13 protein-coding genes are annotated in these 14,272 nt (G+C 42.4%); 10 read left to right on the forward strand and 3 right to left on the reverse strand.

The window, feature by feature from the left end:
* The first annotated feature begins 20 nt into the window (after positions 1-20).
* The 10 genes from rlmH to G399_RS0114655 all read left to right on the forward strand — a co-directional run bounded on the left by rlmH (position 21) and on the right by G399_RS0114655 (position 10,026).
* Positions 21-491, forward strand: a complete 471-nt coding sequence (gene rlmH, locus G399_RS0114610; protein WP_026843767.1) for a 23S rRNA (pseudouridine(1915)-N(3))-methyltransferase RlmH — start codon at positions 21-23, stop codon at positions 489-491.
* A 27-nt stretch (positions 492-518) separates the two neighbouring features.
* Positions 519-2,483 carry a penicillin-binding protein 2 gene (mrdA, locus tag G399_RS0114615; RefSeq protein ID WP_006010336.1) on the forward strand — a complete coding sequence of 655 codons (1,965 nt, stop codon included), beginning with the start codon at positions 519-521 and terminating at the stop codon, positions 2,481-2,483.
* A 28-nt stretch (positions 2,484-2,511) separates the two neighbouring features.
* On the forward strand, positions 2,512-3,591 hold the full coding sequence (gene rodA / locus G399_RS0114620) for a rod shape-determining protein RodA (RefSeq protein WP_051288606.1): 1,080 nt from the start codon (positions 2,512-2,514) through the stop codon (positions 3,589-3,591).
* A gap of 30 nt (positions 3,592-3,621) precedes the next feature.
* Complete coding sequence (locus G399_RS22790; RefSeq protein WP_006010338.1) at positions 3,622-4,578, forward strand: septal ring lytic transglycosylase RlpA family protein; 957 nt, start codon at positions 3,622-3,624, stop codon at positions 4,576-4,578.
* A gap of 249 nt (positions 4,579-4,827) precedes the next feature.
* A complete protein-coding gene (locus tag G399_RS0114630) occupies positions 4,828-5,982 on the forward strand; it encodes a D-alanyl-D-alanine carboxypeptidase family protein (protein WP_006010339.1) in 1,155 nt (384 codons plus the stop codon).
* 2 nt (positions 5,983-5,984) lie between these two features.
* Positions 5,985-6,254, forward strand: a complete 270-nt coding sequence (gene ybeD, locus G399_RS0114635; RefSeq protein ID WP_026843768.1) for a DUF493 family protein YbeD — start codon at positions 5,985-5,987, stop codon at positions 6,252-6,254.
* Positions 6,255-6,259: 5 nt separating this feature from the next.
* Entirely contained in the window at positions 6,260-6,904 is a 645-nt protein-coding gene (gene lipB, locus G399_RS0114640) for a lipoyl(octanoyl) transferase LipB (protein ID WP_026843769.1), read from the forward strand.
* A complete protein-coding gene (gene lipA, locus G399_RS0114645; RefSeq protein ID WP_006010343.1) occupies positions 6,897-7,859 on the forward strand; it encodes a lipoyl synthase in 963 nt (320 codons plus the stop codon). Before lipB ends, lipA begins: the two co-directional genes overlap by 8 nt.
* A 5-nt stretch (positions 7,860-7,864) precedes the next feature.
* Positions 7,865-8,803, forward strand: coding sequence for an ATP-grasp domain-containing protein (locus tag G399_RS0114650; RefSeq protein WP_006010346.1), 939 nt, complete (start codon positions 7,865-7,867; stop codon positions 8,801-8,803).
* Between the two features lie 110 nt (positions 8,804-8,913).
* On the forward strand, positions 8,914-10,026 hold the full coding sequence (locus G399_RS0114655; RefSeq protein WP_006010348.1) for a cystathionine gamma-lyase: 1,113 nt from the start codon (positions 8,914-8,916) through the stop codon (positions 10,024-10,026).
* Positions 10,027-10,043: 17 nt separating this feature from the next.
* Here G399_RS0114655 and ansA read toward each other — a convergent pair whose 3' ends face one another.
* From ansA to G399_RS0114670, 3 genes are read right to left on the reverse strand one after another with little or no spacing between them, the layout of a single operon-like run.
* Positions 10,044-11,129, reverse strand: coding sequence for an asparaginase (ansA, locus tag G399_RS0114660; RefSeq protein ID WP_006010350.1), 1,086 nt, complete (start codon positions 11,127-11,129; stop codon positions 10,044-10,046).
* A gap of 10 nt (positions 11,130-11,139) precedes the next feature.
* A complete protein-coding gene (locus G399_RS0114665; RefSeq protein ID WP_226988937.1) occupies positions 11,140-13,968 on the reverse strand; it encodes a DUF349 domain-containing protein in 2,829 nt (942 codons plus the stop codon).
* Positions 13,925-14,272, reverse strand: coding sequence for a YeaC family protein (locus tag G399_RS0114670; protein ID WP_006010354.1), 348 nt, complete (start codon positions 14,270-14,272; stop codon positions 13,925-13,927). The genes G399_RS0114665 and G399_RS0114670 overlap by 44 nt, the downstream gene beginning before the upstream one ends.

Below are 14,272 nucleotides of genomic sequence, written 5' to 3' on the forward strand. Positions count from 1 at the left end.
CAATTTTGGTATCATAAAAGATGCGGATACAAGTTATCGCTGTCGGGAACAAAATGCCTAAATGGGTTGTCGAAGGCACTCAGGAGTATGTTCGACGATTTCCGGCTGATTGCCAACTGTATTTTACGGAAGTAGCGTCAGGTAAAAGAGGCAAGAACGCTGACGTAAAACGCATCCTTATTGACGAGGGACAACGGTGTTTACAGCAAGTTCCTAAAGGAAATAAAATCGTCACACTTGAAGTATTGGGGCAAAGCTGGAGTACGCCAAAACTCGCTGAACAGTTAGAAAAATGGAAAATGGATGGGCGCGATATTAGCCTCTTAATTGGCGGTCCAGAAGGGCTATCAGAAGAATGCCAACATGCGGCCGAGCAAAAGTGGTCACTGTCAAAATTGACCTTGCCTCATCCCATGGTACGAGTCATTGTAGCTGAAAGCATCTATCGCGCTTGGTCAGTGACGCAAAATCATCCGTACCATCGAGAATAAAGCAGGTTGTAGAGCCAAGAGTATTATATGCCACCAAAGCGTCAAATAATAAGAGATCACACAGCAGAAGCTAATCTGGTTGCCAGACGCACTGTTGTTTCTATTGTATTTGTTTGCGTTCTTATGTCGGTTATTATTATAAACCTATACCAGTTGCAAGTTCTCCAATATGAAGATTATCAAACACGCTCTAATGGCAATCGAATTAAAGTGGTGCCGGTTGCCCCAAATCGTGGCCTTATTTACGATCGGAATGGCGAGATCCTAGCGGAAAACAAACCGGTATTTAGCTTAGAGATAACACCCGAAGACGTTGACGATCTGGACGCGACAATCGAGCATCTGTCAGCACTTATGTCGTTAACTGACAGCGAAGTCAAAGAATTTAAAAGTAATATTAGACGCCAACGACGCTTTAAACCCGTGTCTATTCGGCAACAACTATCACATGACGAAGTGGCCCTTTTCTCCGCCAAACAACACCAATTTCCAGGTGTCAGTATCGAGGCAAGATTATCGCGTTATTATCCCTTCAAAGATTCGTTAACTCACATGCTTGGCTATGTAGCAAAGATAAATAAGAAAGAGTTAGTCAGGCTTGACGAAGATGACCAACTTGCAAACTATGCTGCTACACATGATATGGGCAAACAAGGTGTCGAAAAGTTTCATGAAGAAACACTTCACGGTAAAGTTGGCTATCAGCAAGTTGAAGTTAATAATCAAGGGCGAGTTATTCGTGTATTGAGTTTTGAACCTCCTTTGCCTGGCCGAGATATTGTGCTAAATATCGATATTGATTTACAGAAAAAAGCACAAGAAGTGCTAGCCGGAAGAAGAGGTTCAGTTGTAATTACAGATCCAAATGATGGTGGCGTTTTGGCGTTGTATAGCAGTCCAAGCTATGATCCCAATTTATTTGTGCACGGCATAAGTCAAAAAGAATATAATAAGCTTCTGGCGTCCAAAGACAGTCCTTTGCTGAATAGAGCAACACAAGGACGCTACCCCCCAGCATCGACCATTAAACCTTTTTTAGCACTTGTAGGCCTTGAAGAGGGTGTGATTGACGAAACCACCGAAATAAATGATCGCGGTACCTATCGCTTAAAAAACGTAGATCATGTTTGGCGTGATTGGAAAAAGTATGGGCATGGCACGGTTAACGTGACTAAATCGATTGAAGTATCTTGTGATATTTTTTATTACGACTTAGCCTATAAATTAGGCATAGACCGGATTAGCGAATCTATGCAATTATTTGGCTTTGGTAGACACACTGGGGTCGACTTATTGGAAGAGTCCGGTGCTAATATGCCTAGCCGGGGTTGGAAAAGAGCTCGATTTAATGAACCATGGTATATTGGTGATACGATCCCGGTCGGGATCGGTCAAAGTTACTGGAACGCAACCCCATTGCAATTAGCACAAGCGCTAAACTTTCTGATTAATAAAGGTCAACGCCACACTCCCCGTCTGATTAAGGGTTACATGATTGAGGGGGCGATAGATGTCTTGCCTGTTGAAATGCAGTCGCCTATACCTATCATAGATGAACACAATTGGGATATTGTGCTAGATGCGCTATATGGCACAGTAAATCGTAGCCATGGCACTGCGCGTGGTGCCTTTAAAGATACCGATTATGTGTCAGCGGGCAAAACCGGTACTGCGCAGCTTTTCTCAGTCGCTCAAGACGCTGAGTATGACGAAGAAAATGTCTCGGCCAGATTAAAAGATAACGCAATGTATATTGGCTACGCACCTTATGTCGATCCTGAAATTAGTATTTCAGTAGTTATCGAAAATGCGGGTGGCGGTAGCTCAAATGCAGCGCCTGCAGCAAGGATTGTAATGGATTACTACTTTAGTAAAGTCAAGCCTAAAGGCATTGCCTTAAAAACCCAAAAAAATGATTCAGATAGTATCAGTCAAGCACGCGTATCAGCCAATACCGCTGCAATAATTACGACGGAGACAAGCGGTGGCTGAAGCTAAATTTACAACGATAAAAACAACGATGTTAGAACGCCTGCATATTGATGGCTTTTTATTGTTTGCACTTATGTGCCTCATGGGTATTGGCCTTGTGACCATTTATAGCTCTGGAGGTCAAGATTGGAACTTAGTAAACAGGCAACTAACCCGCTTGGGAATTGCCCTCATCGTGATGTTTATTCTGGCTCAAATTCCACCGATGGCTTATCGACGTTTGGCGGTGTACTTTTATAGCTTTGGGCTTATTATGCTAATCCTCGTGCTGCTAGTAGGAGTGATTGGCAAAGGTGCGCAGCGATGGTTGGATTTAGGCGTGATTCGTTTTCAACCATCCGAAGTAATGAAATTAGCCGTGCCACTGATGGTCGCTTGGTATATCAGTAAATTTAATTTGCCGCCGCGTTCTCGTAACATCGCAATTGGCTTTGTCATTGTTTTTATTCCCACTATTCTGATTGCTAAACAACCCGATTTAGGGACCAGTCTGCTGGTTGCTAGTTCCGGTATATTCGCACTTTTTCTGTCAGGTATGACATGGCGTTTAATCTTTTTCATCAGTGCATTAGGTGGTGCTTTTGCGCCAATAATGTGGTTTTTCTTGATGCAGGGTTATCAAAAACAACGTGTTCTCACCTTTTTGAACCCAGAAAGTGACCCCCTAGGTGCTGGCTATCATATTATCCAATCAAAAATTGCTATCGGCTCAGGTGGCGTCAGCGGAAAAGGCTGGCTGCAAGGCACTCAATCACAGCTCGAGTTTTTGCCGGAGAGACATACTGACTTTATCTTCGCGGTTTTTAGTGAAGAATTTGGTCTAATTGGCGTTATTGGACTATTGTTCATCTACATGTGTATCATTATTCGCGGATTAATGATCGCAAATTATGCCCAAGATGCGTTTAGTAAATTACTTGCTGGCAGTATAACACTGACCTTTTTTGTTTACGTGTTCGTTAATATGGGCATGGTTTCTGGTTTGCTGCCTGTTGTTGGTGTTCCCCTACCACTCGTCAGTTATGGCGGAACTTCAATGGTGACGTTGTTAGCCGGTTTTGGTATTCTAATGTCAATTAGCACGCAAAAGCGATTAATGTCGCGATAGAATAATAATCATAATAAAAGTGGCCATGGAATGAATGCGCTAAAAAATTACACAATATTGATATTTGCTGTTTCGGGTTTAAGTGCTTGCAGTGTCAACAATAGTCGTTATTCACAAAAACAGGACAGTGTGCCTGAGTTTCATTACGGTGAACTGACACTTGTCGATGCCACGCCGAGATATGAATCGTACGCGCCGGCTAATTTTCGCCCCTACACTGTGCTGGGTAAATATTATACACCAATGCGCACAGCCAAAGGTTTTGAAGAATATGGACAGGCGTCTTGGTATGGACAGAAGTTTCATGGCCATCTAACCTCCAATGGCGAAATATACGATATGTTTTCTATGACGGCGGCACACAAAACCTTGCCTCTTCCTTCGTTTGTTAAGATCACTAACCTAGATAATCAAAAAGTCACTATTGTTCGGGTTAACGACAGAGGTCCTTTTCATCCAGGTAGAGTCATCGATTTATCCTACGCAGCAGCAAAAAAATTAGATATTTTGTCGACCGGTGTTGCTAATGTCAAAGTTGAAGTAGTGCATGTCGATGAAGCTGGCGTAATGACAGTTGGCGCCGGTAAACCCCAGCAACCAGACGTACCACCATCTTTAGCGCAAGGCGAAAACTCACCAGTAATGGTAGCTATGCTGAATACCAAAACGACATTAGAAGACCGAGTGGAAATCGAATCCGCGGCACCACCGATTTCTAAGGCTTTGGCGGCAGCAATAGCAAATGATAGCAAGCCAAATCAAATATTTGTTCAAGTGGCCGCTTTTTCTAATCAAGAAACGGTCATCGAATTATCTGAAGGATTAGCGCGACTATATCAACTGCCGTTTGACGCTCCTATGATTGATAATATCTATAGACTAAGACTTGGACCATTAAAAAATGAACAAAAGGCTGAAAAGTTAATCCAAGATTTGAAAAGTATCGGTTTCGACAGTGCTTTTCCGTTAACATTGCCTGCTAATTAGTTAAAATAACTAACAATTTTTAAGTTCAGTTATTGACTTTTAGTGTCAATAGAAATACAAGCGAAATAAATAAAACAATCCGCTGAATAACTGGCGGTTCATAGGTGGATTGATATAAGATCCATATTTAATAAATCACGTGGTTATATGCTCATTAAGAAAGCACTCCGAGGGATCCGAAAATTTCGGTAGAATATGCCTTGCAAGTTAATGCACGATGATAAAAATCTCAAGATAATGGTTGAATAAATGCGCTTAAAAATAGTTTCTATGTTAGTTCTTGCAGCCTGTTGCTTTTTAGCAAATGCAGCGGTTGTTATACCTCCTCCACCTAATGTTGCAGCAGGTGGTTTTCTGCTGGTTGACCACAACACGGGTCATATTATCGCTGAAAAAAATATTGATATGCGACTTGCACCGGCAAGTTTAACCAAAATAATGACCATCTATGTCATTGGAAAAGAACTCAAAGCCGGCAATATTAGTTTAACCGACATGGTGACAATATCTGAAAACGCATGGGCGAAAAACTTTCCTGACTCATCAAAAATGTTTATTGAAGTTGGCACCAAAGTATCTGTCGAAGATTTATTGAAAGGCATTATTGTGCAATCGGGTAACGACGCATGTGTCGCCATGGCTGAGCATATTGCCGGCAGCGAGGAGGCGTTTGCGAGTATGATGAATGCACATGCACAAAACCTAGGGATGACCGCTAGTAACTTTGTTAATAGCCACGGTTTACATGACGCAGACCACTATACATCGCCACGCGACATGGCAACATTATCTTCAGCTTTGATCTCTGAGTTACCTGAAGCATATGCCCTGTATAGCATAAAAGAGTTTACGTATAATGGTATTAAACAATTTAATCGCAATAGTCTTTTGTGGGACAAGAGTTTAAATGTAGATGGTATTAAAACCGGACATACATCAGATGCTGGCTATAGCTTGATTACATCAGCAAGCCAAGGCGATATGCGTTTAATATCCGTTGTTATGGGCACTGATAGTGAACGCTCTCGCAAAGTTGAAAATAAAAAATTACTGCGTTACGGTTTTCGGTTTTTCGAGTCCGTAACTCCTTATCAAGCGGGTGATAGTTTTGTTGCTCATCGTATCTACATGGGCGACCGTGACACAGTTGAGCTAGGATTAAATCAAGCGACTCCGATTACAATACCGCGCGGACAATCAAGTAAGTTGAAAGCACATTTCGAACTAACCGAAAGTCTTGAAGCTCCTATTGAAAAAGGGCAAGTTGTTGGTAAGCTATTTTTACAATTAGAGGGTGAAAATATTGCCACTTATCCATTGGTAACCTTGCATGAAGTTCAAGAAGGTGGCTTAATTGATAAAGCAAAGGATTGGATTTCTTTAAAATTGGGATTCGAAAGTTAATCATGGCATTAAATACAAACTTTGACGAAATCCTAGAATTCCCCTGCTTTCAGACATTTAAAGTAATGGGCGTTGCCGATCCTAGCCTCTGTGAAGTCGTTATTTCCTGCTTACAACAGCATGCTCCTGGTGATTATTCACCGAGTATTAAGCCAAGTAGTAAAGGTAATTATCATTCACTCTCGGTGAGAGTTAAAGTCACTAGCAAAGACCATATGGAAACGATCTACACTGAAATTTCCAGTCTTGAGCTAGTCAGGTTTGTGCTTTAACTCCTATGCAGCCGACTATTATTCGACAATTAGGCACTCGATCGTATTGCCCAATTTGGCAACGAATGCAAGATTTCACGGACCAGAGAACGCCGCAAACAGCAGATGAAATATGGTTAGTTGAACATACTCCCGTTTTTACTCAGGGCCAAGCAGGTAAAGCGGAACACATTCTTGCGCCTGGGGATATTCCGGTCGTTCAAGTGGATCGCGGCGGACAAGTAACCTACCACGGTCCGGGTCAACAAATGTTGTACATTCTAATTGACGTGCGCCGAAATAAACTTGGTGTTCGCCATCTGGTTAATGGCTTGGAAAACTGTATTGTAGGGCTGATGGCTGACTACGATATCGAAGCCTATGCAAAGAAAGATGCACCGGGTGTTTATGTCAACGAGCAAAAATTATGTTCTGTCGGCTTGAGGATCCGTAAAGGCTGTTCGTTTCATGGTTTAGCACTGAATGTTAATATGGATTTAAGTCCCTTTGGGCGAATAAACCCGTGTGGCTATGCCGGCATGGAAATGGTAGATTGTGCCACACTAGGTGGTCCAGAATCATTAACCATTGCAGGTCCTAAAATAGTTGAACATTTTTGTTCATTATTGGGTATTAAGCAGAAAGAATATAGAGAAGGTTTTGATGAATAATCCACGTCCAGTAGCGGGTGTTAAACTTCGCGATGATGATAAAGTAAGACATATTCCAATCACTATTGTTCCGACTGAAAAGGAACAAGTTCTACGAAAGCCGTCGTGGATCAAGATAAAACTACCTCGAACGACGGATCGCATAGACCACATCAAAGCGACGCTGCGCAAAAACAACTTGCATTCGGTATGTGAAGAGGCCAGCTGCCCAAATTTAGCAGAATGCTTTAATAACGGCACAGCCACGTTTATGATCTTAGGTGATGTATGTACCCGTCGCTGTCCATTCTGTGACGTAGCTCACGGTAAACCATTACCGCCGAGCGCTGAAGAACCAATAAAATTAGCCAAAACCATTGCAGAAATGGGATTAAATTATGTAGTTATCACTTCCGTTGACCGCGATGATCTGCGAGATGGCGGCGCTCAGCACTTTGTCGATTGTATTAATGCAATCCGCGAACACAGCCCAAGAACCAGAATTGAAGTGTTAGTGCCTGACTTTAGAGGTCGTATGGACCGAGCTTTAGACATATTTAAAAGCGGCGTACCTGACGTGTTTAATCATAACCTAGAAACGGTTCCACGCTTGTATCGGGAATGTCGCCCTGGGGCCAACTACCAGTGGTCACTTGACTTACTGCGTAAATTTAAAGAGCAACATCCAACTATTCCCACCAAATCAGGATTGATGATGGGTTTAGGTGAAGAATCCGACGAAATGAAAAAAGTATTGGATGACCTTCGCACGCACAATGTAAACATGCTTACACTTGGACAATATTTACAACCAAGTAAACATCACTTCCCTGTTAAGCGCTATGTGCCGCCAGCAGAGTTTGATGCCTTAGGAGCATATGCTGATTCTATCGGTTTCGCGCATGCTGAATGCGGTCCCATGGTACGCTCTAGCTATCATGCTGACAGACAAGCAGCCGGTGTAGAAGTAAAGTAATTAGCATGAGTAAAATTTATGTACTGCATGAAAACAGCGAATGGACTATCCATTTGCAACATCGCTTAGATGAGTTGGGTCTTCCCTATGAACTATGGCATCTGGATCAAGGTCTCCTTGACTTGTCTAGTGAGCCACCTAAAGGGATATTCTACAACAGGATCAGTGCATCTTCCCACACCAGAGACCATCGGTACGCTCCTGAGTTTACACAAGCAGTCATTGCTTGGTTGGAGCGCCACGATCGCATCGTTATTAATGGTACCAGTGCACTTAGGCTAGAGGTCAGTAAAGTTAATCAATATATGGCACTTAACAAAAGTGGTATTGAGACCCCAAAAACATTAGCGGCGGTCGGTAAAAAACAAATTATTGAGGCTGCTAACCTATTACATATGCCTTCTTTTATTACCAAGCATAACCGAGCGGGTAAAGGTCAGGGAGTGCAGCTGTTTCACTCTATACAGGCATTACAAGATTATATAGATGGCCCCAATTTTGACCCACCTATCGACGGTATCACTCTTATTCAGCAATACATAGAGTCACCACAACCGTTTATAGTTCGACACGAGTTTATTGCTGGTAAATTTTTATATGGCGTTAAGGTTGATACATCCCAAGGGTTTCAGTTATGTCCTGCTGATGCATGTTCTATTGAAGATATGTTTTGTCCCACCGATGATGTCAGGACGTCGGTAAAAGCGAAGTTTGAGATCCTTGAAAATTATCGCCCAGCGTTTATTGATAGCTATGAGAAATTTCTAAAAGATAATAACATTCAGATTGCGGCTATTGAGGCAATACAAGACTCAAATGGCATTAGCTATGCTTATGATGTCAACACCAATACAAATTACAATTCCGATGCAGAAAAAATAGTGGGCCAATTTGCTATGCTAGAAATAGCAAATTATCTTGCCGCAAAATTACAAGACAGCTAACAAAAAGCCGCAAATAGAAACGCACAATATCAACCGCGAGCAAATGGCTTGCATTCGCATTGCGTCGCGGTATCACATTGGTTTACTACACTAATTACTGAGAAGAACCCATGACTCGCAAACCTTCCCTCGCCTCCCTAAGTATTAACGCAGGAGCCCCTGAAGCAAAGAACGGAAATGCTTTTCGCCGGGGCCCCGAGTTTGCTAGCACATTCCACTTGTCAGGTGATGTCGACTCACAAGTTTATCAATATGGACGTTTTGGTCAGCCTACTTGGACCAGTCTTGAGTCCGGCTTAGCCGAATTAGAAGGTGGTGACACGGTTATATTTCCCTCTGGAATGTCAGCAGCTAGCGCAATATTGACGAGCCTTTTAAACCCTGGTGATACGGTATTATTACCCAGCGATGGCTATGCGCCGGTGCGTTACTATACCGAACAATATTTAGTTAGATTTGGCATAAAACTAAAGACAATTGCAACCCAAGATATTGACAGTTTTGATTTCGAAGGAATTACCCTGGCATTGTTAGAAACGCCGAGCAATCCCATGCTTGACACTTTTGATATACACAAAGCAGCAACTAAAATACACAAACACGGTGGTCTTTTAGCTATAGACAACACCACGCTAACATTCTTAGGACAGCAGCCATTAGCCCTGGGTGCGGATATTTCTATGAGCGCAGACACCAAAGCGGTTAACGGGCACAGTGATGTTGTATTTGGTCATGTCTCAACGATAGATAAATCAATTAGTGACAAAATCAGAGATTGGCGTAAGGCGTCAGGTAATATTCCTGGGCCAATGGAAACTTGGCTTGTACACAGAAGTCTATCCACGTTAGATGTTAGATTACAGCGCATGTGTGACACTGCGATGCTGTTAGCACATGAATTGAACAGTCACGATAAGGTTATTTCAGTTCGTTTTCCAGGACTCGCCTCAGACCCGTCACATGCTATCGCTAAACAACAACAGCAATTGTTCGGTTTCATTATTAGTTTTGAACTAGAAAGTAAAGAAGCGGCGGATAAATTCCTCGCTGCATGCCAACTCGTTTATGTAGCCACTAGTTTTGGTGGCGTGCATAGCATGGCTGAACGCCGTGCGAGATGGGGAGCGGACAAAATAGCGCAAGGCGTTATTAGATTTAGTGTAGGGTGTGAGCGAGATGACGACCTAATTAATGATGTAATGGTAGCGCTGGATAGCCTTTAAGTACCCCCAGTAAAAGCCTAGCGAAGAGTTAACTCGCCGCGAAGGTTTCTAGTCATCAAGCCCTTACGCTGCTGTGTGCTCAATTCAGGTTTGCTCAATAAGTAATGCAGTTTTGCTAAAGTTGCCTCGGGCGTCATATCACCGCCAGAGATTAATCCTGTATCTTGCAATAAATGCCCATTCGCATAGCCCGTCATGTTGACTGTACCTCTGAAACACTGTGTGCAATTAACCACAATCACTCCGTTCTCTTGGGCTTGAACCAGTTGCGCTAATAATGCTTTGTTTTGCGGAGCATTGCCCACACCGTAACTCAATAAAATAAGCGCATTAACCGGTTGCTGAATAATATTTTTAACCACATCAGCTGAAATCCCCGGATACAAGCTAACTAAACCGATGGGTTGAGGTGTTATTGGGCTTATTTTCAAGCTGTCCGGCAGTTGCGACTTTGACGCATTTTGCTCTGATAAGAGGCTACTTTCTGGGTTTTGAGCGTCTTCAATACCGCTATCAAACACACTGACAACGTCGTGATTAACGTCGATATTAATACCCGCCTCCAATAATGCAGGAAAGTTGGGCGAATCAAAAGCATCAAAGCCATCAGCATCTACTTTGCGCACTCTATTACCACGATACAGTTTATTGTTAAAGAATAAGGTCACTTCTGGAATGGGGTAATTAGCCGCAATGTAAAGCGCATTTAATAAATTAGTTTGTCCATCCGATCTCAATTCAGCTAATGGTATTTGAGACCCCGTTACGATAACCGGTTTCCTTAGATCCTCGAGCATAAATGACAGCGCAGATGATGTATAAGCCATGGTGTCTGTGCCATGCAATATGATAAAACCATCGTAATCAGCATAATGCTGTGCAATATCATCAGCAATAAACTGCCAGTCAGACGGCGACATATCGCTTGAGTCAATCAGATGGTCATATTCGTGAATAGTAAAGGCGGGCATTTCACTACGGTGAAACTCAGGCATGTTAAGCAATGTTTTACTCAGATAACCCGCTGCAGGCACAAACCCATTTTTTGAGGGCTTCATGCCAATCGTTCCACCTGTATATGCTACATAGATATGCTTGCGCATGAATAACGCCTTATGCCAAGATGACTTTTTTTAATCGTTTTAACAATGCCAGGTCAGTTTTCCCCAACGGACCGCAACTGATCCAAGCAGCCAGTAATTCAGCGATAATCGGTACGTCAGTACCCTCAAGTCTTGATGCCATAAGCTGTAACTGAAGGTTTCTGCGTTCGACATCATCCGCTTTGTTACTCGGCAAATCAGCAATAATTTCAGCTTGAATAGTTAATTCTTTGCGTTTGCTGTCGCCTTTATTCTGTGCTGACGATTTAATCAACTGTTGGTACTTATTGGGTAAGTCAGCTAAATTTTCTGGCAGAGAAGCGTCTGTCCAAGCTGCCAAAGCCTCAAACAAAGCTTGCCACTGGGCTGCATTTTTGTGCTGTTCGATCTCAACTTGCTTAACTTGATGCTGCTGTAAAATTGTATCCAGCTTGTGTTGCTCTGTTTTTGCCTGTCGACTTGGCATATCTCGAAGCTTTTGACTTAACACATTTACGTTAGCGTCGAAGTCAGACAAATCTTTCATTTCACTCGCCGCACTAAGTTGTTCAGTTAGGGTGCCGGCTAGGTCATGAAATTCAGTTTTTACTTGCGCTAGACCGGTAGCATCGGCATCTCTTTTCTGATTAACCTTTGCAAAAACTATGTCATTGGCTTTGCGAAATGCTAACCACAATCCATCATCCGTTTGTTTGCCAGAAAAACCAATCTCTTTCCATTGTTGCTGATATTGCTTTGCTAACTCAGCCGCGCTGCTAACATCGTCAACATCGTTAAGCTGCTGCGCCTTTTTCAACAACGCTTGCTTGAGCTGAAGGTTTTCAGAATACAGGGTATCTAGGCGCAATTGAGTTGGTTTTAGCGCATTTAAATAGGCTTTTTGTAAGTTACGGCGGTCCCCTTGCTCGAGATTGCCCAGCGCACGCCATTTTTTATTCATGGCGCTCAAAGCTCGTCCTAATGTCGCCGTATTTTCATGCCTATGCAGAGCGACTAATTCATCAATGATTGTTTTTGCTAATTGCGCATTCTCAGCACGGAGTTTGTCCTGCTCGCCATAGTATTCTCTGCAGGGTAAAAACGCTTTTTCTATAGCTTCATCGAACACCTTATTCAGTGCATCATCTTCATCTGTTCCTAATTTCCCGAGTTCATTCCATTGTGCTCTAAACAATTTTACGCTCTGTACTCTGTCGGCAATACTCTCTAGATTTTGTTGCGCTGCCAACGCATTAACTTCGTCTAATAATGCGGGTTTTCTTGGACCCGCAATAAATGCCTGAAGTTCTTGTAACTCAGTCGCTTTTTCACCCAATTCTGCATATAGCTTTGAAAGCCCTTTTTGACTTTTTTCAGGTAAAGCTTCATACATTTTCTGCGCATGTTTAAAGGTAGCCAACGCAGGTTTAAAACTGCCCTGATTAACCATTCTCTGAACAGTTTTGAGCTTACCTAAGGTCTTTTTTTCTTGCTGTTTAAGTTCCTCCTGAACAGCAGAAACTTTACTCTGGTATTTTTTCTCAGTCTCGCGCCAAGCGCCTAAAATGGCATCGGGAAGAGGAAGTGAAGCCGATGCGATTAGTTGCTTCCATTCATTTTTAAGCTGTTTCAATACAACGGCTAACTCATCGTTTGTTAACGATTCAGGCACTGCTTGCAGTTGCGCAAGCAACGCTTTAGCATTATCACGCGTTTCGCGTGCGTTAGGCAGTTGATTTAAGAAACCTTGATAAGTTTCTATACTGCCCGACAATGACTTAATCGTGCGTTTATGTGCCACTGTTTGCGGTCGTTTGCTAGCATCATCAATATCCAAACCAACATCAGTCAAGGCATTGCTGAGTAATTTAGCTTGAGCAAGTAAGCTGGGGTCATCAATTGACTCCAAAATAGCATCTATTTGCTGCTTTACTTGTTTAAAGCGGTCATCTATTTCAGATAATGCATTGGTTGTAAGCTTGAGTTCATTAGCACTTTGCCAGTCTTCTTTCAGCGCTGCTAAGCGTTTCTCAACTGACTCATTTACACGTAAATACTTTTCTGCCAGCAACAGCGCAGTTTCCTCATCTAGCACATTAAACTGTGCTTTGTATTGCTCAAATTCTTGGCAAAGTTGCTGCTTATTTTCATAAATTCGTTCGTAATCCCCGCTATCTTTCAGCGCAAGCAGTTTAGAAATCACCAATGTAGAACCTTGCTTCAGTTTAATCGGCAATGCCGCTAACTCTCTCAAATGTTCTATCTTGGCATCAATGGCGCTTGTCACAACATCGTTGTTGGCGAATTTGAGCATTTTACTCAATTCATTAAGATCCTCTGCACGAGTCACAATAACCTGCTGCTGAGCTTGATTGGCGTGATCTTTAAAATATAGACGAGTGATATTTTGTTTGTTTACTTTCAACAGCACCGCTAATGCTAATACGTTATTACTTTGTAAGCGTTGGTTGCTGAACAACATTTGTTCAAGTAACACAATATTTTTAGACTCAACTACAAATGAAGCAAAGTCAGCTTGAGTAAGTAGCGTTGAATTAGGGTTATTAACCTCAGTCAATACTCTTTCATGAGCTTGTTTTTTTAATTTTACATTATCAGCTGTCTCCGATGATTTCAGCCATAACGGGAATGAATTCAGCTTGTCTAAGGCAGCTAAGCTCACGCTAGCCTGGCTATCATTAAAGGCAAGCTCGTGCAAGGCTTGCTTGTCTGCAGGCTTGTCTATTGACAAGTTTGCAATCGCTGTTAAGCGCACTTGAGGATCTGAATTAAGGTGCTTTGCTTTGAAGAATCGATCAAATATCATCTTGTTTAAACCGCGCAATCGTATGTATATCATGAGTACTGCTTTGTTCAGCAGTTTCTTTTGTCGTATCGTGTGAAGCTTTTTTACCTAATGCTTTATCAAATTCTTTTTTGAGTTGCGAGCGGCTTTTTTGCACTACCTCACCATTTCTACCAATGGTCATGTGCTGCTCCGACTGCTCTACCCTCGCCTGATACATTAGTACCGCTTGCAATGAATTGCTTTTTTGCTCTTCTGTTAATGGATTGCCATCTGGCCATTTACCAATTTCAACAGCAGTGCGCAAATTTTCATAAATTTGCGGTGTCATTGCCTGAACCAGTTGCTGAATATTCAC

The organism is Brumicola pallidula DSM 14239 = ACAM 615 (genome assembly GCF_000428905.1).
In the GTDB taxonomy this organism is placed as follows: Bacteria; Pseudomonadota; Gammaproteobacteria; order Enterobacterales; family Alteromonadaceae; genus Glaciecola; species Glaciecola pallidula.

Excerpts from the sequence above, each read along its gene's own strand:
- ansA (WP_006010350.1), bottom strand. The coding sequence starts at position 11,129 with ATGCGCAAGCATATCTATGTAGCATATACAGGTGGAACGATTGGCATG.
- G399_RS0114650 (WP_006010346.1), top strand. The coding sequence starts at position 7,865 with ATGAGTAAAATTTATGTACTGCATGAAAACAGCGAATGGACTATCCAT.
- G399_RS22790 (WP_006010338.1), top strand. The coding sequence starts at position 3,622 with ATGAATGCGCTAAAAAATTACACAATATTGATATTTGCTGTTTCGGGT.
- mrdA (WP_006010336.1), top strand. The coding sequence starts at position 519 with ATGCCACCAAAGCGTCAAATAATAAGAGATCACACAGCAGAAGCTAAT.
- G399_RS0114630 (WP_006010339.1), top strand. The coding sequence starts at position 4,828 with ATGCGCTTAAAAATAGTTTCTATGTTAGTTCTTGCAGCCTGTTGCTTT.
- G399_RS0114665 (WP_226988937.1), bottom strand. The coding sequence starts at position 13,968 with ATGATATACATACGATTGCGCGGTTTAAACAAGATGATATTTGATCGA.
- lipA (WP_006010343.1), top strand. The coding sequence starts at position 6,897 with ATGAATAATCCACGTCCAGTAGCGGGTGTTAAACTTCGCGATGATGAT.
- lipB (WP_026843769.1), top strand. The coding sequence starts at position 6,260 with ATGCAGCCGACTATTATTCGACAATTAGGCACTCGATCGTATTGCCCA.
- ybeD (WP_026843768.1), top strand. The coding sequence starts at position 5,985 with ATGGCATTAAATACAAACTTTGACGAAATCCTAGAATTCCCCTGCTTT.
- rlmH (WP_026843767.1), top strand. The coding sequence starts at position 21 with ATGCGGATACAAGTTATCGCTGTCGGGAACAAAATGCCTAAATGGGTT.
- rodA (WP_051288606.1), top strand. The coding sequence starts at position 2,512 with ATGTTAGAACGCCTGCATATTGATGGCTTTTTATTGTTTGCACTTATG.
- G399_RS0114655 (WP_006010348.1), top strand. The coding sequence starts at position 8,914 with ATGACTCGCAAACCTTCCCTCGCCTCCCTAAGTATTAACGCAGGAGCC.